Here is an 18805-nt window from a genome sequence, read left to right on the forward strand (position 1 = left end):
CCATACATCAGCCCCGACGCCTGCGGGCGCGGGCCATGGCTACAATCGGCGGCAGATGAACAGCTCCGACTCGACACCGCCCTGCGTCCTCATCGTGGATGACGATCTCTTCGTCCGTAGGCTCCTGGAGGACGCGCTGAGCGCGAGCGGCCTCGAGCTGCGCGTGCTCGAGGCGGCGGACGGCGAGGAGGGGGTCGCGGTGGCCACGCGCGAGCGCCCGCAGGTCGTGCTCCTGGACCTCTTCATGCCGCGCATGAGCGGGCTGCAGGCGCTCGGGATGCTGCGCGCCGCGGTGCCCGAGACGCGCGTCGTGGTCATCAGCAGCATGGATGCCGAGCCGGTCATCGAGCAGGCGCTGCAGGCAGGCGCCGCGGGCTTCATCGCCAAGCCCTTCCACCCGCTCGAGATCGCCGCGGCCGTGCGCGAGGCACTCGCGGGATGAGCGGCATCGGGAAGCCGCAGGGCTACTGGATCGGAGACAGCTCGGGCCGCGTGCTCGGCCCCCTGAGCCTGCAGGCACTGCGCGACCTGGTGGCGAGCGGGCGGCTCAAGGGCGCCTCGCGCGCCTCGCGAGACGGCAGCGCCTGGGAGCCCTTGCCCGAGTTCGCCGAGGTGCGCGACCTGGTGCAGGCGCCCAAGCCCAATGCCGCCTTCGAGCTCGCCCAGGCCGAGCGCGTGCGCACGCAGCTGCGCGCCCTGCGAGATGCGAACGCGTACGACACCTTCGGCGTGAAGCCGGGCGCGAGCCTCGACGAGCTGCGCGGCGCCTTCTTCCGCCTCGCCAAGCGCTACCAGCCGGACCGCCTTCCCCCGGATGCGCACGCCGAGCTGCGCAGCGCGAACGCCGAGATGTTCGACCTGCTCTCGCGCCGCATGCGCGAGGCCGAGCAGCGCGCGGGCGGGGCGCCCCAGGCCATGCCGCCGGCGTCGCGCCCTTCGTTGACGCCCGTCCCGGGCTCGCTGCCGACGGTGTCCCGCCCTTCGTTGACGCCGGTCCCGGGCTCGCTGCCGACGGTTTCGCGCCCCCCTGGCTCTACGCCCGTCCCAGGCTCGCTCCCGACCGTGCCGCGGCCTCCGGGCGCGACGCCCGTCCCGGGCTCGCTGCCGACGGTGCCCCGGGCCGCGGCGCCAGCCGGCGCGGCAGCGCGCGGCGCGACCCCGCCGCCGCGGTCCACGCCCACCCCAGCACCCCGCGCGCCCGCAGCACCCGCGCCCTTCACCTACGACGCGAGCGAGTTCGTGGGCCTGCAGCGCCGCGGCGAGGAGCGGCTGCACGCGGACATCCGCTGCACCACCCAGAGCGTGGGCATCTTCACGGACCACCGCGTGGTCAACATCTCCTCTGGCGGGATCTTCATTGCCACGCCCACGCCGCTGCGCCTCGGCACGAAGCTCAACGTGACGCTGCACTTCGAGGAGCCGCCCGGGAAGATGGAGCTCCTGGGCACCGTGGTCTGGGAGCACACCCTGGAGGACGGCCGGCAGCCGCGCGGCTACGGGGTGCGCCTCGACGCGCGTGCCGCGGAGCGCAAGGTCCTGGAGGAGTTCGTGCGAAAGCACCGCAAGGACCAGGACCAGGAAAAGAAGTAGGGCGGGCACTCTCGGCGGGCGCGGCGGCGCGGGGACTTGCTCGCGCCGGCATCGCACCCGGGTACTAAGAAACAGCGGAACGGCAGGTGAGTCGGTGAGGCGTACGCTGCTGCGACTGCGACTGCGGGTCCTGCCGCCGCCTTACATCATCGAGCTGAAGAGGCTCGCCGCCGTGACGAAGAAGCCCGCCAGCACCACCGCGACTGCGTTGAGCTCGAGAGCGCTCGGGTTCATCACGTTACCGAAGAGAGAATTGAAGGTCATGGTCCTGCTCCTTGTGAGGGGGCGCCGTGTGTTCAGCGCCTTCGCCCTTTCCTACGGGGAGGGGATAAATCCATTGCGTCGGATCGGATTCGCCCGCGCTTCCGGGCACTTGGCGCTCTCGGAGACCCCGTGAAATTGCCCCCGGAGCACCGCGCCTTCGAGGCCCTCCCGCTCCCGGTGGTCATCCTCGAGGGCCCGCGCGTGGTGCACGTGAACCCCGCCCTGGAGGCGCTGGGGGGCGTGCCGCGCGAGACGCTGCTCACCTGGTCCGCGGAGCAGCTGATGGCGCACTTCCTCCCCCAGGAGCGCGCCTGGATGGAGCCGATGCGCGAGGCGGACGTGCGCGGCGAGCCCACCCCGCAGGAGCTGTGGCTGCGGGTGCGCACCGCGGACGGGAGCCAGCGCCTCTTCTGGCTGCGCTGGTGCGAGGGGCCCCGCGAGGGCGAGCGCACCATGCTGATGCTCGACGCGGAGGGCGAGGCGAACACCCGGAGGCTCACCGAGGCGCTCGCCGCGGCGGCCGGCGAGCTGATGGGCTGCCGGACGGAGGAGGCCGTGCTCGAGGCCACCGTGGAGACCATCCACCGCCAGGGCTTCTGGGTGGCCACGCTGCTCGTGCAGGGCGAGGCGCTGGTGCACGGCCCCATGCGCCAGGACCCCGACACGGTGGCGGCCGGCGAGCAGCTCTACGGCATGCCCATCCAGCAGGTGCGCTTTCCGCGCGGGAGCCTCCCGCACCTCGAGGAGCTCTTCAGCTCCGGGCGCATCGCCTTCCACCAGGACATCCACCGGGTGCTGGACAGCTTCCACTCGCCGGAGGTCGCGGCTCTTTTGAAGCGGACCTTCCCCAGCATGCGCGCCCTGGATGCGCCGCTCTTCGTGGACGGCCGGGCCTACGGCGTCCTCGCGCTGCACGGAGATGCACTCAACCCGGCGAGCGCTGCCACGCTCGGCCTCTTCGCGCGCCAGGTGGGCAGCGCGCTGGAGAACGTGCGCCACCACGCGCAGGCCGCGCGCCAGCTCACGGAGCTGCGGCGGCTGCAGGGAGAGCTCGTGGACCGCGAGCGCCTCGCGGTGCTCGGTGAGGCGGCGGCGGTCGTGGCGCATGAGGTGCGCAATCCGCTGGGCGCCATCCTCAACGCGGCGGCCGTGGTGCGCAGAGACCCCGCGGGGCCCTACGCCGCGCGCGCCGCGGCGATGCTGGAAGAGGAGGCGCTGCGGCTCGAGACCGTGGTGCGGGACCTGCTGGACGTGGTGCGCCCGCTCGAGCCGCGCCCGCGCCCGCTGCAGCTCGAGGAGCTCGCGCGCCGGGTGCTGGGGCTCTTCGTGGAGCGCGGCGAGGCGGCGGCGGACCAGCTGCTGCTGGACGAGGAGCCGCAGTTGCCAGAGCTGCACGCGGACCAGAGCCTCCTGCAGCTCGCGCTGGAGAACCTGGTGCGCAACGCCGTGCAGGCCTCGCCGCCCGGAAGCCCCGTGCACGTGCGCATCACCCGCACGCAGGACGGCGTGTGCCTGAGCGTGGAGGACCGCGGCACCGGCCTCGCGGAAGCCGACGCCGAGCGCGTCTTCGAGCCGTTCTTCACCACGCGCGCCACGGGCACGGGCCTGGGGCTCTCGGTGGTGCGCCGGGTGGTGCACGCGCACGGAGGCAGCGTGCGCGCGGCGCCGCGCGATGGGGGCGGCGCGCGCTTCGAGCTGCGCCTGCCGCTGCGCTGCGCGACCCCTTGAGGGCCCGCGCATCGGAGTGCGCGGCTTCTCGAGTCCACCCGCACAGGAGGCAGCTCCCATGAAGGTCATCCTCTTCGGCGCCACCGGCATGGTGGGCCAGGCCGTGTTGCGCGAGTGCCTCCTCGCGCCGGATGTGGAGCAGGTGCTCGCGGTGGGCCGCAGCCCCACGGGCCAAGAGCACCCGAAGCTGCGCGAGCTGCAACACCGGGACTTCACGGACTTCGCGCCCGTTGCCTCCGAGCTCGCGGGCTACGACGCGTGCTTCTTCTGCCTGGGCGTGTCGTCGGCCGGGATGAGCGAGGCGGAGTACCGGCGCGTGACGTACGACTTCACGCTCGCGGCCGCGGAGACGCTGGTGAAGGTGAGCCCCGCGATGACCTTCGTGTACGTGTCCGGTGCGGGCACGGACAGCAGCGAGCGCGGGCGCAGCATGTGGGCCCGCGTGAAGGGCCAGACGGAGAACGCGCTCTTGCGGCTGCCCTTCCGCGCCGCGTTCATGTTCCGGCCCGGCTACATCCAGCCGCTGCACGGCATCAAGTCGAAGACGCCGCTGTACCGCGCCCTCTACACCGTGATGGGCGGGCTCTACCCGGTGTGGCGCACCGTGTTCCCCAAGTACGTCTGCACCTCGGAGCAGGTAGGCCGCGCGATGCTGCGGGTCGCACGCGAGGGTGCACGGACGCCCATCGTGGAGAACGCAGAGATTGCGCGGCTCGGGAGCGAGGAAGGCCGGGACAACTGAGCCGGTTCCCTCTGAGCCTCCGCACGTCGCGAGCATTCGGAGATGGCGCCAAGGGGGAGCGCGCCCTGCGCTTGCGCCTCCCTGGTGCAACCTGAGTAGGCAAGACGCGGTGTGCCGTCGAAACTGCGGGCAAAAAAGGTGGGCGGCCAATGGACTCACTGCCTTCGCGATGGCCCGCCTGCCAAGATGGCTTCGGTACCGACGCAAGGCGCGGCAGGAAGCAATGACGACGACGCTCGAAGTGTCAGCCCAATTTGGCGGTCGAGACGCCGCTCAGGCAGTCCTTCCCCATTTCCGTGCATTGAAGTCGGCGCTCGAAGGGAAGTCCTTCGAAGGCTTCCCCTTCCCGCAGCTCGCTTTCATCCTGCGCGTAGATGGCGAGATCAGTTCCTTTGATTTCTCGGGCGCAGGAAGCATCGATTTCGACAAGAAGCGTCGGTATGTCTCCGTCCATATCGGCATCACCCGTGAGGATTGGACGGAGCGAAGGCCGGTCGAAGTTTCGGCCCTCGTAGCCGACGCAATCATGTCGAGCGTCGATCTCTTGCGTGGGTGCGGGAACGCCCGGCTGCGAGGAGTTGATTGGATCTCATTGGAGAATGCCCTGAAGGCATTCTCTGCTGCATACAGAGCGCAGTTCTCGCACGCCTAGCAGCGCGACGACACACGGCGCCGCCACTTCAAGATTGGTGACGTGGACCGCCAAGGCTCTGGACGCGCCAGGGTCTAGTCAGCGCCCGGTCTGCAGCAGTACGCAACGCAGGCCGCCGTTGCGCAGGGGTACTCTCGAGGAATCGGGCAGCGCGAGCGCCTGGAGCAGCGCGGGGTCGTCTGGAACGAGCAGTGCTGCACGCCAGCCTGCGAAGGCGCCACGCACCGTGGCGCCGAGCGCGCGGTAGAGGCCGGGCAGGTCCTCCGCCTCCCCTACCCGCTTGCCGTAGGGCGGATTCGCGACGAGCAGGCCGGGCCCCGGCACGGGCGGCGTGAGCACGCGCACGTCCCGGCGCTCGAGCGCGAGCGTGAGCCCTGCGCGCCGGGCGTTGCGCCGCGCAGTGCCCAGTGCGCCCGCGTTGAGATCGAAGCCGTGCAGGCTCCCACGCGGACGCTCCAGAGCCTCCCCCTTCGCGCGCGCTCGGCGCTGCTCCCACGTTGCGGGCACGTGCTGCGGGAAGGACTCGAAGGCGAAGGGGCGCGAGAGCCCGGGCGCGATACCCTGCGACATGCCGCCCGCCTCGATGAGGAAGGTGCCGCTGCCGCACATCGGGTCTACGAGGGGCTCGCTGCCGTCGTAGCCCGCGAGCCGCAGGACGCCTGCGGCGAGCGTCTCGCGCAGCGGCGCGCGGCTCACCTCCTGGCGGTAGCCGCGTCTATGCAGGGGCTCGCCGCTGGTGTCTACGCTGAGGGTGAGCCGGCCCGCGGCCTCGCGCAGCAGCAGCGTGCAGCCCGCGGCCACCTCCTCCGTCTCCCCGCCGTCCAGCCCGCCGGCGCGCGAGAGTCCCGGCGCCCTCCACGCACGCGCGGCCGCTGAGAGTACCGCCGCCGGCGCGAACGCGCGCGAGAGCGCGAGCGAGAGGTGCAGCGGCGTACGCCCGTCCCACACGCGCGCGAGGGACACAGAAGCGAGCGTCCGCTCGAGCTGCGCGGGAGGTGGCGTGGGCAGTTCCGCGAGCCGCAGGAGCACTCGGCTCGCGAGCCGCAGGCGCAGGTTCGCCTCCTCGTGCAGGCCGGGCTCGCCCTCCAGCTCCACGCCGCCCGTCACCGCCCGCACGGCTGCCGGGCGCAGGACTGCTCGCGCCTCGTCGGCTAGTGCGGCCTCGAGGCCAGGGAGCGAGGAGACGAAGAGCTGCTCCCTCTGATGGACGTCATTCACGGGCAGGGGCATTGTGGCCGGGCGCCCCCCGCAGGGCCAGGGGCAAAGGATTAGAGAGACCGCATGAGCGGAGTGATCACGACCGAGCGCAAGAAGGCGGTGGAGTACGAGGCCACCGTCGCCGAAATCCGCATGGAGACCGCCGACACGGCGACCCTGCTGCTGGACCTGGGCGACGCGCGTCCCGAGTACAAGGCCGGGCAGTACCTCAACATCGACCCGCGGCAGTTCCCTGCGCTCGTCGCGCTCACGGCCTTCCTCGAGGACAAGAAGGGGCGCAGGGAGCCCCTGCGTTCCTACAGCATGGCCTCCGCCCCGCACGAGCGGTACGTCGCCATCACCGTGAAAGACGAGCCCTACGTGCCGGGCGAGAGCCAGTATCCGCCCCTGCTCAGCCCGTACCTCGTGCACGCGGGGCTCGTGGGCAAGCGCCTGCGCTTCACCGGCTTCATGGGCCCGTACATCCTCCCGCCCGACGTGGACGAGCGGACGGCCGAGGTGCTGCACCTCGTCGCGGGCTCGGGTGCCGTGCCCAACTTCGCTCTCATCAAGGACGCGCTGCACCGCGGGCTGAAGGTCCGCCACACGTTGATCATGGCGAACAAGACCTGGGGCGACGTGCTGTTCCGCGAGGAGCTGCATGCGCTCGAGCGCGCGCACCCGGAGAAGCTGCGCATCGTGCACACGCTGACCCGCGAGGCGGAGGGCTACGGCTACTCCGAGCGCGTGCGGCAGGGACGCATCAGCAAGGAGCTCATCGGCGAGCTGCTGCCTGCGGATCCCGCGGTTCGTGAGAATCTGCTCGTCTACGCGTGCGGGCCCGCGATTACGCCGTGGGACCGGAGAAAGGCGCTCGAGACGCGGACCACGGCGACGCCGCGCTTCATCGAGGCCGTCATTGCCCACCTGCACGAGCTGGGCGTGAGCGAGAAGCGGATCAAGCGCGAGACGTACGGGTAGAGGCGGCAATCCCTCACCCTGACCCTCTCCCAGGGGGAGAGGGAAGACGCATTACCCGACCTGGCGGCGGCGCGCGGAGCGCAGCGCGGGCGGACGCACCGGGACTCCCGTGTGCGCGGAGACCGCGAGCAGCACGTGCCAGTCCGTGCCGTTGATGCCCTGCCAGCGGCAGCGCACGGGGAGCCCGTTGCGGTCGCGCAGCGTGCGCTCGCCCTGGCCGCCGTTCTGCGCGAGCTGCGCGGGCGTGAGGCTCGCGAACTCGCCGCCCAGTGCCCCGAGGCCCACGTCGTACACGGTGCCCACGGGGGTCTGCGCGCCGAAGAGCGAGGGGTGCGAGACGAGCCGGCCGTCCCCATCCACCACGAACACCAGCTGCTCGTCCGCGAGCTGCTCCTCGTCCTGGGCGCCGTGCAGCCAGCGCACCGGCACGTCCAGCGCCCACACGCCCGCGAGCTCGCCCCGGCCCGGGAAGAGCGCCGGCAGGCACGCCGTCGTCACCAGCCCCTCGCCGCCGCCGTCCACCGTGGGCGGCGTCCAGCGAACGGTGAGCGCGGGGTTCTGCTGTGGGTGCGCAATCCGGTACGGCCGGTAGCCCGTCCAGTCGAAGCGCGAGGGCACGTTGCGCTCGAGCCCAAGGTACGGGTGCACCAGCGCCGCGTTGCCCGCGTCCATGTAGTAGAGCCAGGCCACGCCGGGCAGCCCCTCGCGCAGCTGCTGCAGCTCGGGGGCAAGCTCCGCGAGCGCGCACAGCCGCGCGCGCAGGGCCTCGTCGTGCGCGCGCTCCGCGCTCCAGCCGAACTCCACCGGGGCGCTCGCCTCGGCGGGCTGCGGCCGGAAGAAGCCCGAGGCGTCCTGCCCGAAGCGCTGCTGCACCAGCCACTGCGCCACCTCGTCCGGGGCGCGCAGGCCGTGGCCCAGCTGCCGCTGCGTGAGGGTGCGAAGCCGCGCGAGCGCGCCGAGCACGCGCGAGACCCGCTCGCCCAGGATGCGCGAGGCCCGCTCGAGTGCTTCGGTCGCGAGGTTGCTGCCGGACATGTCGGAAATCCCCTGCACTGCAGAACCGGGCGCGGCCCCCGGTCGCGTGCTTCCGGGGACCAGTGTACCCCAGGCGCGCGCGCCGCGTTCAGCCGGCGCGCGCGAGGCTCAAATCACGTCGGAGGGCTCGGCGGCCGGAGCCACCTCAGGCGCCGGCTCCGAAACGACCTCTGCAGCCGCCGTCGGGGACGCAGGCACCACCCCGAGCACGCGGGTGAGCTTGGGGTTCACCCCGCTCGAGCCCAGGAGCCGCTCCAGCTTCAGGCGCGCGCGCCGGTTGTCGCGGTGCACGCGCCGGCCGAGGATGAGCTCGTTCTTGAGCGAGTGCTCCCAGCCGGTGAGCTCCGTCACGGTCACCTGGTAGCCGAAGGCCTCCAGCGTGAGCGCGCGGATGACGTTGGTGAGGTGGCTGCCGAACTCGCGCCGGTGCCAGGCGTGCTCGTGCAGCAGCGCGAGCGCGGGGTCCGGGCTGCCCTTGTGCTCCTTGAGCTGCTGGGCGACCTCGGCCTGGCAGCAGGGCACCACGGCCACGTAGTCAGCGCCCTTCTGGATGGCGGCCACGAGCGCATCGTCGGTCGCCGTGTCGCAGGCGTGCAGCGCGGTGAGCAGGTGGAAGCGCTCGGGCCACTGCGCGGTCTCGAGGCTCGCGGTCTCGAACTGCATCCGGGAGAAGCCCAGCCGCCCCGCGCGCTCCTTCGCGCGCTGGGTGAGGTCCGGGCGCCCCTCGATGGAGACGAGGCTCCCCCCTTCCGCGTCCTTGAGGAACAGCTCGTAGAGGATGAAGCCGAGGTACGCGTTGCCGCTGCCCGCGTCCACGACGACGGGGGCCTGGGTGCGCTGCTGCAGGTCCTCGAAGGCCGGGCGCAGCAGGCCCATCAGGTGGTTCACCTGCTTGAGCTTGCGCAGCGCGTCCGCGTTGAGGTGCCCCTCGCGCGTGAGCAGGTGCAGCTCGCGCAGGAGCGCGGGGCTCTGCTCCGGCAGCAGCTCCTTGCGGACCGCTGCCGTGCCCTTGACCTGGCGCCTCAGACCGCCACCACCTCGAGCACCTCGGGGATCAGCTCACGCAGCCGCCCCTCGATGCCCATCTTCAGCGTGGCCGTGCTCGAGGGGCAGCCGCTGCAGCTGCCCTTCATGTGCAGGTACACGAGCCCGTCCTCGAAGCGGTCGAGGGTGATGTCGCCGCCGTCCTGCGCGACCGCGGGGCGGATCTCCGTGTCCAGGATGTCCTGGATGCGCTGCTCCACCGAGCCCGTGGCGCCCATCGCCGTGCGCGCGGCCTGGATCGCGGCCTCGTCCACCACCGGCTCGTTCGCCGTGAGGTGGGTGTCCAGCGTGTCCATCACGCGGTCGTTGAGCTCGTCCCACTCACCGTCCTCGCCCTTGGTCACGGTGACGAAGTTCGTGCCCACCATCACCGCCGTCACGCCCGTGATGTCCATCAGGCGCTTGGCGAGCGGGCTCTTCTCCGCCGCCTGCTCCCTGCTGGTGATGTTCACGGCCCCGGACGTCAGCAGCTTGCGGTCCACCACGTACTTCAGCGTGCTGGGGTTGGGGGTCCACTCGAGCTGGATGTTCACCGACATGAAAAAGTCTCCCTTTGCCCCTCCTCTAAGCCCATGGCGCCCCCTTGGCAACCCGCACGCGCGGTGGGGAGGCGGGCGAGGGGGGCCCGGGGGCGGAGGCGCCGAAAACCCTTCGGATTCGCGGGACCGTCTAAGGTTTCGCCGCGGCGCGGCGCGGCCGGTCAACACCTGATCCGGGAGGCAGGTACACGGAGCGCCCCCCGTGTGGGATGCCTTCGTGTAGAGTGCCCCACCCTCTGCCGCCCGCCCGCCGTCACCCCCTGGGACTCCCCTGATGGCCTACCCTCCGCGCCTCTCGCACCTCGCCACGCGTGCCGTCACGGTCGCGAAGCTCGTGCCCACCTTCGCGGCGGCGCACCACATCGACGAGGAGGAGGCGGCCGAGCGCCTGGACGCCGCGCTGCGCGGGCGTCTCCTCGGAGACCTGCTCGACGCCACCTGGACGGCGCTGCTCGCGGGCACCAAGCGCCTGGACGAGGAGGGGCTGCTGGAGAAGGTGGCCACCACGCTGCGCGACCGGCCCCAGCGTCCCGGGCGCCTCGCCACCCTCACCCCCGGCTGGAGCGCCTTCCTGGTGCTCGCGGACCTCGAGGCCGGCACCGCGAGCGATGCGGTGCGGCGCGTGCTCAGCACCGACGAGGGCCGCAAGCGCGCCCTCGCCGGGCTCGCCGAGGTGGGCCGCTTCCTCGCAGCCGAGCTGACCCGGGGGCGCTGACCACGTGAGCGCGCGGCTGCTCCTGCTCACCAGCTGTGCCTGCTGCGCCGCGCTCGCGGCCGGCTGTGACGCCTCCGTCCCCGCCGCCTCCACGCCGCCCCCCGTTCGCCGCAGCAGCGCGGCGCTGCGCCAGGCCTCGGCGGACAGCGGCAAGCTGCGCACCCCGCGGCGCGACCATGCGGCGGTGCTGCTGGGCGACGGGCGGGTGCTGCTCGTGGGCGGAGAGACGGCGAACGGCACGCCGCTCGCGGACGTGGAGCTCTACGAGCCCCTCAGCGGCGAGTGGGTGGAGGCCTCTCCCCTGCTCACCCCGCGCTCGCGCGCCGCCGCGGTGCTGCTGCCGGACGGCCGCGTGCTGGTGAGCGGCGGCCTGGGCCTGCAGAAGGACGGGAGCGTGGCGCCGCTGGACTCGCAGGAGCTCTTCGACCCGGTGACGGGCAGCTGGAGCGAGACCGGTCCCCTCACCCGCCCGCGCGCGGACCACAGCGCCACGCGGCTGCTGGACGGGCGCGTGCTGCTCGCCGGCGGGCAGACCACCGCCGAGCGCACCGGCGTGTCGGACGCCGAGGTCTACCAGCCCGAGACGGGCCTCTGCTCCGCCCTCAAGAGCCCGATGGCGGGCCCGCGCTTCGCCCACTCCGCGCTGCGCCTGCGCTCGGGCGCGGTGCTGCTCGCGGGCGGCGACGTGGACGACATCGTCTACGGCACCGCGCGCGCCGAGCTCTTCCAGCCCGAGGCCGGCACCTTCTCGCTGCTCGCCTCCCTCCCCGACCTGCGCTTCCACCACACCGCCACGCTGATGCCGGACGGCAGCGTGGCGCTCGTGGGCGGACGCGGCTCGGGCGTGCGCGCAGGGGCCAGCACGAACACCACCTTCGACTGGCGCGGCGAGGGCACCTCCTGGACTCAGGGTCCCTTCCTCGCGCACGCCCGCGAGCAGCACACCGCGGCGCTGCTGCCCTCCGGGCGCCTGCTCGTCGCGGGCGGCTGGAGCGTCACCAGCCCGCGCTCCGGCACGCGCTACGCGCAGGTGCCCACCTGGGAGCTGCGCACGGCGGACGGGGGCCTCTGGGAGGAGCACCCGCTCCTGCGCGCGCGCGCCCGCCACTCCTCCACCCTGCTGCCCACCGGCGGCGTGCTGCTCGCCGGCGGGGAGGCGCCAGGGGCCAACGGCACCAGCGCGCTCGTGGTGCCCACCGAGCTGCTCGAGGTTGCGGACGACGGGTGGCAGGCAGCGCCCGGCCCGGGCGCCACGCGCGGGCACGCCCAGAGCCTGCTGCTGCTCGACGGGCGCGTGCTGGTGCTCGGCGAGACGAAGGACGGCGGCCCCGCGGAGCTCGTCTCGGGCGCCTGGGGCAGCGCGCGCCCCGAGGTGCTGCAGCTGCCGGACGCCCCGCCGCAGCCCGAGGCCAGCGCCACCCTGCTGGAGAGCGGCGAGGTGCTCGTCGCCGGCGGGCTCGCCAAGGGCGCGGGGCTCGAGGACGCCGCCCTCTTCCTCCCCTCGGACGCGAGCTTCGTGCCGCTGCCGCCCATGCCGGAAGGGCACGCGCGCCACAGCGCGACCCTGCTGCCCAACGGCAACGTGCTGGTCGCCGGAGGCGTGGGGCCGGAGGGCCGGGCGAGCACGGCCTGCGCGCTCTACGATCCGATGCAGCGCGCCTGGCGCTCCCTCGTGCCGCTCACCGAGGCGCGCGCGGGCCACAGCGCCACGCTGCTGCCGGACGGGCGCGTGCTGCTCGCGGGCGGCGTGGACGCGGACGGCGCCGCGCTGCACAGCGTGGAGCTCTTCGACCCGGGCAGCGAGCGCTGGGAGCTCGTGCCCCTGCCCGGGCTGCTCGGCCGCGAGCAGCACCAGGCGCTGCTCGCCCCGGACGGAAGCCTCCTGCTGGTGGGAGGCCGCGAGGGCGCGACCGCGCGCCTCGAGGTCGAGCGCCTGAGCGGTGCGCCCCTCTCGGCGGACTCGGCCTTCGTCGAGGTGGTGGACACCCTGCCCGAGCCGCGCATCGCGCCTGCCACCATGCTGCTGCTCAACGGCCACGTGCTCGTCGTGGGCGGCGAGGACCTCCAGGGCAACCCCAATCCCTCCGCGCTGCTGCTGGACGGGCGCAGCGGGCGCGTGCTCGGCCCCGCCGCGCCGCCCGCCTACGCGCGCGCCGCGGGCGCCGCAGCCACGCTGCTGCCGGACGGACGCGTGCGCCTGGTGGGCGGCGGCGCCCCGGCCGAGCGCTACGACGAGGGGCGCGGCGCGCCCGAGGCCCTGCGCCCGGCCATCGAGGTGCTGCCCGCGGCGATTCCCCACAAGCAGCCGCTCGCGGTGCGCGGCAGCGGCCTCACCGGCGCGGGCGAGGCCTCCGGCGGCACCGCGCGCTCGAGCGCCACGGACGTGCCCCTGCTGCTGCTGCGCCGCGCGGACGGCAGCCTGCAGGCGCTCGCGCGAACCACCTCCTTCAGCGACCGCGCGCTCTCGGCCCAGCTCCCGCTGCTGCCCGGCGGGCCCCACTGGGTGTACCCGGTGACCAACGCCGTGGTGGGCGAGGCGCGCGCGCTGCAGCTGGGGCTGCCGCGCGGCGAGGCCTGCGAGGCGGACAACGCCTGCGCGAGCCACGCCTGCTCCACCGGCGTGTGCTGCGACCACGCCTGTCCGGACGGCAGCTGCGCCAGTGGCACCTGCCAGGTGGGCTTCGCGCCCACCGGCTCCCTCTTCGACGGCGGCATCGCGAGCATCCCGGGCACCTACGCGCCCACGTTGCCCCCCGACCCCGTCCCGCCCCACTTCGCCTCCGCCGCGGACAGCCTGCAGGCCCACTGCGCCCAGGCGCTCGCGGTGCCCGCGGCGGTGCAGGGGGACGGGCCGCTCACCTTCGCGCTCGGCGGCGAGGTGCCCGAGGGCATGGAGGTGGATGCGGCCTCCGGCGAGCTGCGCTGGAGCCCCTCGCGCGCCCAGGTGGGGCACTACCGGGTGGTGCGGCGGGTGAGCAGCGCCGCGGGCGAGGACAGCGAGGTGCTGGACGTGGACGTGGCCTGCGACGCGATGCAGCTGGGCGTGCGCTGCGGCTGCAACGGCGGGGGCGAGGCCGGCTCGCTCGCCACGGCCGGAGCCCTGCTGGGGCTCCTGCGCCGGCGGCGCCGCAAGCGTGGCCCGGGCGACCTGTCGGCCTGACGGCTGGCGCACCCCCCACTGCCCCCGTTATAGGCTCGCCCACCGCGCCGCGGCCTCCGCGCCCCGTCGCGGAGGCGCGGACGTCGAGTCCCGCCGTCGAGCCCCGCCCGAGAGCCCGCCCCGATGTCCGCCCCGCTGCCCCTCAGCTTGCGCGTGCACCACGCCATCACCGACGTCGCCGAGGCGGCGTGGGATGCGCTGCTGGACGAGGCGGGGCTGCCCTTCCTCGAGTGGGCCTTCCTCGCGGCGCTGGAGGAGACGGGCTGCGTGTCGGCGGCGGCCGGCTGGCACCCGCGCCACCTCACGCTCTGGCGCGGCGCGCGGCTCGTCGCCGCGGCGCCCGCCTACCTCAAGGACGACAGCCACGGCGAGTTCGTCTTCGACTTCTCCTGGGCCACCGCCGCCGAGCGCGTGGGGGTGCGCTACTACCCGAAGCTGGTGCTCGCGGTGCCCTTCACCCCGGCCACCGGCCGCCGCGTGCTGGTGGCCCCGGGCGAGGACCGCGCGGCGCGCGAGGCGGAGCTGTACGCGGCGGCGCTCGAGTACGCGCGCGCGAGCGGCCTCTCCGGCGTGCACGTGCACTTCCCCACCGCGGACGAGGCCTCGCGCCTCGAGGGCTGCGGCTTCGCGCTGCGGCTCGGCGTGCAGTACCACTGGCTCAACGCGGGCTACGGCGGGATGGAGGACTTCCTCGCCCGCTTCCACGCCAAGCGCCGCCACCAGCTGCGCCGCGAGCTGAAGGGGCCGGAGGCCCAGGGCCTCACCGTGCGCACCCTGCGCGGGGACGCGCTCAGCAGCGTGGACCCCGAGGCGCTGTACCAGCTCTACGCCGCCACCGTGGACCGCTACGGCTGGAGCCCGCGCGCGCTCAACGCCCCCTTCTTCCGCCGCATGCTCGAGCGCTTCGGGCACCGGGTGGAGTGGGTGGAGGCGCGGCGGCGGACGGACGGGAAGCTCGTGGCCGGGGCCTTCAACCTCGCCGCCCCGCGCGTGCTCTACGGCCGCTACTGGGGCACCTCCCAGGCGCCCGAGACCCACCCCTTCCTGCACTTCAACGTCTGCCTCTACGAGCCCGTGCGCGCGTGCATCGAGCGGGGGCTCGAGCGCTTCGAGCCCGGGGCCGGGGGCGAGCACAAGCTCACGCGCGGCTTCGAGCCGCAGCTCACGTACAGTGCCCACCGCCTCTTCCACGCCGGGCTGGACCGGGCCGTGCGCGCCTTCCTGCTCCACGAGCAGGCGGCCGTGCGGCAGGGGCTGCCCTTCTGGCGGGCGGAGACAGGTTTCAAGCAGGCCGCGCTCCCCGAGCCGCGTTAACCCTCCCGCGTTACATCCCGAGGACGCCCACACGATGCCGCAGAAGTACGAGCCCGATTCGAACGTCGCCACGGAGCTGGAGCCGAAGCAGAAGCTCAAGCGGCCCACGCGCTACAAGGTGCTGCTGCACAACGACCACTACACGACGCGCGAGTTCGTGGTCGCCGTGCTCAAGGAGGTCTTCCACCGCTCGGAGACGGACGCGGTGCAGATCATGCTCCACGTTCATTACAACGGCATCGGCGTGGCGGGCGTTTATACCTATGAGGTCGCAGAGACCAAGATCAAGGTTGTGGAGGCAGCGGCCAAGGACAATGGCTTCCCGCTGCGCCTCAGCATGGAACCGGAGGAAGGTTAGAACGTGGCGGGACCGCTGATTGCCAAGGAGTTGCAGGTGAGCTTCCGGAACGCGCTCGAAGAGGCGCACCGGATGAACCACGAGTACCTCACGCTCGAGCACCTGCTGCTCGCGCTGACGAAGGACCCGCGCTCGCGCGAGGTCCTCAAGGGGTGCGGAGCCAACGTGAAGCGCCTCCAGGAACGCCTGGAGACCTTCCTCGAGGAGACCGTCGAGCGGCTGCCCGAGGGGGTGGAGGCCGAGCCCCAGCAGACCATCGGGGTGGAGCGGGTGCTGCACCGCGCGGCGGTGCACGCGCTGAGCGCGGAGCAGAAGGTCATCGACGGCGGGGACGTGCTCGTCGCCATGTTCCGCGAGGAGGAGAGCCACGCGCTCTACCTCCTGCAGCAGGAGGGCATCACGCGCCTGGACCTGCTCAACTTCATCAGCCACGGGGTGGGCAAGGACGGCAGCCCCGGCGCCGAGGGCGCGGGCAGCCCCCAGGGCGCCGGCGAGGACGAGGAGGGCGAGCCGCGCCCCAAGAGCCCGCTCGAGGCCTACACCACCCAGCTCAACCTGGAGGCCGAGGCGGGCCGCATCGACCCGCTCATCGGGCGCGACCGGGAGCTCGAGCGCACCATCCAGGTGCTCTGCCGCCGCCGCAAGAACAACCCGCTCTACGTGGGTGAGGCGGGCGTGGGCAAGACGGCCATCGCCGAGGGGCTCGCGCTGCGCATCCACGAGAAGAAGGTGCCCGAGGCGCTCGCCAACGCCGTCGTGTACTCGCTGGACATGGGCGCGCTGCTCGCGGGCACCAAGTTCCGCGGCCAGTTCGAGGAGCGGCTCAAGGGCGTGCTCAAGGAGCTGCAGGAGCAGCCGGACGCCATCCTCTTCATCGACGAGATCCACACCATCGTCGGGGCGGGTGCGACGAGCGGCGGCTCCATGGACGCGAGCAACCTGCTCAAGCCCGCGCTCGCGAGCGGCCGGCTGCGCTGCATCGGGAGCACGACCTACCAGGAGTACAAGTCCGCGTTCGAGCGCGACCGCGCGCTCAGCCGCCGCTTCCAGAAGATCGACGTGCTGGAGCCCTCGGTGGAGGACACCGTGCTCATCTTGGAAGGGCTCAAGGGCCGCTACGAGGAGCACCACGGCGTGAAGTACGCGGAAGGGGCGCTCAGGGCCGCGGCGGAGCTGTCGGCGAAGCACATCAACGACCGCTTCCTGCCGGACAAGGCCATCGACGTCATCGACGAGACGGGCGCGGCCGACCGCCTCAAGCCGAAGGAGCAGCGCACCCACACCGTCACGGTGACGGACGTGGAGAACGTGGTGGCGAAGATGGCGCGCATCCCCGCCAAGAGCGTCACCGCGACGGAAGGCATCGCCCTCAAGAACCTGGAGGGCGAGCTCAAGCAGGTCATCTTCGGCCAGGACAAGGCCATCGAGGACCTGGCGAGCACCATCAAGCTCGCGCGCTCGGGGCTGCGCAGCCCGGAGAAGCCCATCGGCTCCTTCCTCTTCAGCGGCCCCACGGGCGTGGGCAAGACGGAGCTCGCCAAGCAGCTCGCGCAGGTGCTGGGCGTGGAGTTCCTGCGCTTCGACATGAGCGAGTACTCGGAGAAGCACACCGTGAGCCGGCTCATCGGTGCGCCCCCGGGCTACGTGGGCTTCGACCAGGGCGGCCTGCTCACGGACGCCATCCGCAAGGCGCCCTACGCGGTGCTGGTGCTGGATGAAATCGAGAAGGCCCACCCGGACCTCTTCAACATCCTGCTCCAGGTCATGGACCACGCCACGCTCACGGACAACAACGGCCGCAAGGCGGACTTCCGCAACATCGTGCTCATCCTGACCACGAACGCGGGCGCGAGCGACATGGCCACGAGCGCGCTGGGCTTCGGCGCGGGCGTGCCCGGCATGGACGCGAGCCGCGCGAAGAAGGCCATCGAGCGCACCTTCACGCCGGAGTTCCGCAACCGCCTGGACGGGTGGATCCTCTTCAACGGCCTGCCCCCCGAGGTCATCCTCAAGGTGGTGGACAAGGAGGTGAAGCTGCTCAAGAACCTCCTCGCCGAGAAGCGCGTGCAGCTGGAGCTCACCCCGGCCGCCCGCGGCTGGCTCGCCGAGCACGGCTACGACCCGGCCTTCGGTGCGCGCCCCATGGCGCGCCTCGTGGACAACAGCCTCAAGAAGCCGCTCGCCGAGGCGCTGCTCTTCGGGGACCTGAAGGACGGCGGCGTCGCCCGCTTCGACGTGGTGCGCGATGAGACGGACGGCAAGGAGCGCCTGAAGCTGCAGGCCGTGCCGGCGGCGCGCGAGCCCGAGCCCGCGTAGCTAGCGGCTCTTCCGGGGGGCCTCGCCGCAGGCCTCCCGGATGCAGTCGGGCACCTCGCCGAGCGCCAGGATGCGCTCGGCGGCCTGCAGCTCGGCTGCGGCGCGCGGCATCCCGTACACCACGCTGCTCGCCGCGTCCTGGGCGAGCGTGAGGCCGCCGGCCTGCCGCAGCGAGAGCAGGCCGCGCGCCCCGTCCTCGCCCATGCCGGTGAGCACGACGGCGCCCGCGCGCCAGCCGTACACCCGCGCGAGTGACTCGAGCAGCGCATCTCCGGAGGGGCAGGGCCCGGCGCGCGAGCGCGAGAGGCGCGCGACGCCCCCCGGGCCCACGAGCAGGTCGTGGCCATCCGGCGGGAGGTACACGTGGCCCGGCTCGAGTCGCTCACCCTCGCGCGCCAGCTGCAAGCCCAGTGCGGTGAGCCCGTCCAGCCAGCGCACCAGCCCCGGGGTGAAGCCCGCCTGCATGTGCTGCGCGACGAGCAGCGGGGCGGCGAGCTCCCCGGGCAGCCTGCCCAATATCTCCGCGAGCGCCGGGGGTCCCCCCGTGGAGGCCACGAGCGCGAACACGTCCACGCGCGCCGGCCCCGCCGCGGGCAGGGGCGGCCCCACGCGCGGGCGCCGGGTGACGACGGGGATCTCCGACACCAGGCACACGGACTCCGCGAGCTGGCGGCCCCAGCGCCGCAGGTCCTCGAAGCCCGTCGCCGCCGGCTTGCCGATGAGCTCGAGCGCCCCGGCGCGCATCGCCTCGAAGCAGAGGCTCGCGCCGCGCTCGTCTGCGCCCTCCCCCGCCATCGAGCTCACCACCAGGATGCGCGTGGGCGCCTCCGTCATGATGCGCTCGATCGCCGCCGGCCCATCCAGCGCGGGCAGCAGCAGGTCCATGGTGATGACGTCCGGGCGCAGCAGCCGCGCGAGCGCGACGGCGCGCTGCCCGTCGGCGGCGCGCCCCACCACCTCGATGCGCGGGTCCTCGGTGAGCAGCGCCGTGAGCGCGCTCGCCATGGTGGGCGAGTCGTCCACCACGAGCACCCGGACGGGCCGCCTCACCGGCGCCCCGCAGTGCCCGCGTGCGGCGCCTCCGCCTCCCCGTCACCCCTGCGCCTGCTCACGCGCCGTCCACCCTCGCTCCCGCCGCGGATGCGGCCGGGACGCGAGTCTAGCCAAGCC

At 73.1% G+C, this 18805-nt stretch carries 17 protein-coding genes; 11 read left to right on the forward strand and 6 right to left on the reverse strand.

Annotated elements, in window-relative coordinates; genetic code table 11:
* Positions 1–55: 55 nt before the first annotated feature.
* Positions 56–442: a response regulator gene (locus tag FGE12_RS06905; RefSeq protein WP_153865603.1), complete on the forward strand. Its 387-nt coding sequence runs from the start codon at positions 56–58 to the stop codon at positions 440–442.
* Positions 439–1590, forward strand: coding sequence for a TIGR02266 family protein (locus FGE12_RS06910; protein ID WP_153865604.1), 1152 nt, complete (start codon positions 439–441; stop codon positions 1588–1590). The genes FGE12_RS06905 and FGE12_RS06910 overlap by 4 nt, the downstream gene beginning before the upstream one ends.
* Before the next feature lie 141 nt (positions 1591–1731).
* Here the strand turns inward: FGE12_RS06910 and FGE12_RS30650 are convergent, their stop codons facing one another.
* Entirely contained in the window at positions 1732–1854 is a 123-nt protein-coding gene (locus FGE12_RS30650; protein WP_255449856.1) for a hypothetical protein, read from the reverse strand.
* A 129-nt stretch (positions 1855–1983) separates the two neighbouring features.
* On the opposite strand from FGE12_RS30650, the gene FGE12_RS06915 reads away from it, so the two are divergent.
* The 3 genes from FGE12_RS06915 (at position 1984) to FGE12_RS06925 (ending at position 4976) form a co-directional block, all read left to right on the forward strand.
* Positions 1984–3582 (forward strand): ATP-binding protein, encoded by a 1599-nt coding sequence (locus FGE12_RS06915; protein WP_194797667.1) that lies wholly within the window; start codon positions 1984–1986, stop codon positions 3580–3582.
* A 58-nt stretch (positions 3583–3640) separates the two neighbouring features.
* The gene (locus tag FGE12_RS06920; protein ID WP_153865605.1) at positions 3641–4324 is read left to right on the forward strand and encodes an NAD(P)H-binding protein; all 684 of its coding nucleotides are present in this window, start codon (positions 3641–3643) and stop codon (positions 4322–4324) included.
* Positions 4325–4547: 223 nt separating this feature from the next.
* A complete protein-coding gene (locus tag FGE12_RS06925) occupies positions 4548–4976 on the forward strand; it encodes a hypothetical protein (RefSeq protein WP_153865606.1) in 429 nt (142 codons plus the stop codon).
* Between the two features lie 78 nt (positions 4977–5054).
* On the opposite strand, the gene FGE12_RS06930 is transcribed toward FGE12_RS06925, so the two are convergent.
* A complete protein-coding gene (locus FGE12_RS06930) occupies positions 5055–6206 on the reverse strand; it encodes a class I SAM-dependent RNA methyltransferase (protein ID WP_153865607.1) in 1152 nt (383 codons plus the stop codon).
* A gap of 51 nt (positions 6207–6257) precedes the next feature.
* On the opposite strand from FGE12_RS06930, the gene FGE12_RS06935 reads away from it, so the two are divergent.
* Positions 6258–7154 (forward strand): oxidoreductase, encoded by an 897-nt coding sequence (locus tag FGE12_RS06935; protein WP_153865608.1) that lies wholly within the window; start codon positions 6258–6260, stop codon positions 7152–7154.
* 51 nt (positions 7155–7205) lie between these two features.
* Here FGE12_RS06935 and FGE12_RS06940 read toward each other — a convergent pair whose 3' ends face one another.
* The 3 genes from FGE12_RS06940 to FGE12_RS06950 form a co-directional block, all read right to left on the reverse strand.
* On the reverse strand, positions 7206–8189 hold the full coding sequence (locus FGE12_RS06940; RefSeq protein ID WP_153865609.1) for a cache domain-containing protein: 984 nt from the start codon (positions 8187–8189) through the stop codon (positions 7206–7208).
* Between the two features lie 108 nt (positions 8190–8297).
* Complete coding sequence (locus tag FGE12_RS06945; RefSeq protein WP_153865610.1) at positions 8298–9215, reverse strand: SAM-dependent methyltransferase; 918 nt, start codon at positions 9213–9215, stop codon at positions 8298–8300.
* On the reverse strand, positions 9212–9772 hold the full coding sequence (locus FGE12_RS06950) for a NifU family protein (protein ID WP_153865611.1): 561 nt from the start codon (positions 9770–9772) through the stop codon (positions 9212–9214). The genes FGE12_RS06945 and FGE12_RS06950 overlap by 4 nt, the downstream gene beginning before the upstream one ends.
* 274 nt (positions 9773–10046) lie before the next feature.
* Between FGE12_RS06950 and FGE12_RS06955 the strand changes: the two genes are divergently transcribed.
* The 5 genes from FGE12_RS06955 to clpA all read left to right on the forward strand — a co-directional run bounded on the left by FGE12_RS06955 (position 10047) and on the right by clpA (position 17635).
* The gene (locus FGE12_RS06955; RefSeq protein WP_153865612.1) at positions 10047–10487 is read left to right on the forward strand and encodes a hypothetical protein; all 441 of its coding nucleotides are present in this window, start codon (positions 10047–10049) and stop codon (positions 10485–10487) included.
* Positions 10488–10491: 4 nt separating this feature from the next.
* A complete protein-coding gene (locus FGE12_RS06960) occupies positions 10492–13647 on the forward strand; it encodes a kelch repeat-containing protein (protein WP_153865613.1) in 3156 nt (1051 codons plus the stop codon).
* 123 nt (positions 13648–13770) lie between these two features.
* Complete coding sequence (locus tag FGE12_RS06965) at positions 13771–14961, forward strand: GNAT family N-acetyltransferase (protein WP_153865614.1); 1191 nt, start codon at positions 13771–13773, stop codon at positions 14959–14961.
* Between the two features lie 34 nt (positions 14962–14995).
* Entirely contained in the window at positions 14996–15319 is a 324-nt protein-coding gene (locus tag FGE12_RS06970; protein ID WP_153865615.1) for an ATP-dependent Clp protease adaptor ClpS, read from the forward strand.
* A 3-nt stretch (positions 15320–15322) separates the two neighbouring features.
* Positions 15323–17635 carry an ATP-dependent Clp protease ATP-binding subunit ClpA gene (gene clpA, locus FGE12_RS06975; RefSeq protein WP_194797668.1) on the forward strand — a complete coding sequence of 771 codons (2313 nt, stop codon included), beginning with the start codon at positions 15323–15325 and terminating at the stop codon, positions 17633–17635.
* Here the strand turns inward: clpA and FGE12_RS06980 are convergent, their stop codons facing one another.
* On the reverse strand, positions 17636–18685 hold the full coding sequence (locus tag FGE12_RS06980; RefSeq protein ID WP_194797669.1) for a chemotaxis protein CheB: 1050 nt from the start codon (positions 18683–18685) through the stop codon (positions 17636–17638).
* Between the last annotated feature and the right edge of the window lie 120 nt (positions 18686–18805).

It is taken from the genome of Aggregicoccus sp. 17bor-14 (assembly GCF_009659535.1).
Lineage (GTDB): Bacteria > Myxococcota > Myxococcia > Myxococcales > Myxococcaceae > Aggregicoccus.

Bases quoted from the DNA above. Each gene is read 5' to 3' on its own strand.
- FGE12_RS06965 (WP_153865614.1), top strand. From the start codon at position 13,771: ATGTCCGCCCCGCTGCCCCTCAGCTTGCGCGTGCACCACGCCATCACC.
- FGE12_RS06950 (WP_153865611.1), bottom strand. From the start codon at position 9,772: ATGTCGGTGAACATCCAGCTCGAGTGGACCCCCAACCCCAGCACGCTG.
- FGE12_RS06935 (WP_153865608.1), top strand. From the start codon at position 6,258: ATGAGCGGAGTGATCACGACCGAGCGCAAGAAGGCGGTGGAGTACGAG.
- FGE12_RS06925 (WP_153865606.1), top strand. From the start codon at position 4,548: ATGACGACGACGCTCGAAGTGTCAGCCCAATTTGGCGGTCGAGACGCC.
- FGE12_RS06970 (WP_153865615.1), top strand. From the start codon at position 14,996: ATGCCGCAGAAGTACGAGCCCGATTCGAACGTCGCCACGGAGCTGGAG.
- FGE12_RS30650 (WP_255449856.1), bottom strand. From the start codon at position 1,854: ATGACCTTCAATTCTCTCTTCGGTAACGTGATGAACCCGAGCGCTCTC.
- FGE12_RS06910 (WP_153865604.1), top strand. From the start codon at position 439: ATGAGCGGCATCGGGAAGCCGCAGGGCTACTGGATCGGAGACAGCTCG.
- FGE12_RS06955 (WP_153865612.1), top strand. From the start codon at position 10,047: ATGGCCTACCCTCCGCGCCTCTCGCACCTCGCCACGCGTGCCGTCACG.
- FGE12_RS06905 (WP_153865603.1), top strand. From the start codon at position 56: ATGAACAGCTCCGACTCGACACCGCCCTGCGTCCTCATCGTGGATGAC.
- FGE12_RS06930 (WP_153865607.1), bottom strand. From the start codon at position 6,206: ATGCCCCTGCCCGTGAATGACGTCCATCAGAGGGAGCAGCTCTTCGTC.
- FGE12_RS06920 (WP_153865605.1), top strand. From the start codon at position 3,641: ATGAAGGTCATCCTCTTCGGCGCCACCGGCATGGTGGGCCAGGCCGTG.
- FGE12_RS06940 (WP_153865609.1), bottom strand. From the start codon at position 8,189: ATGTCCGGCAGCAACCTCGCGACCGAAGCACTCGAGCGGGCCTCGCGC.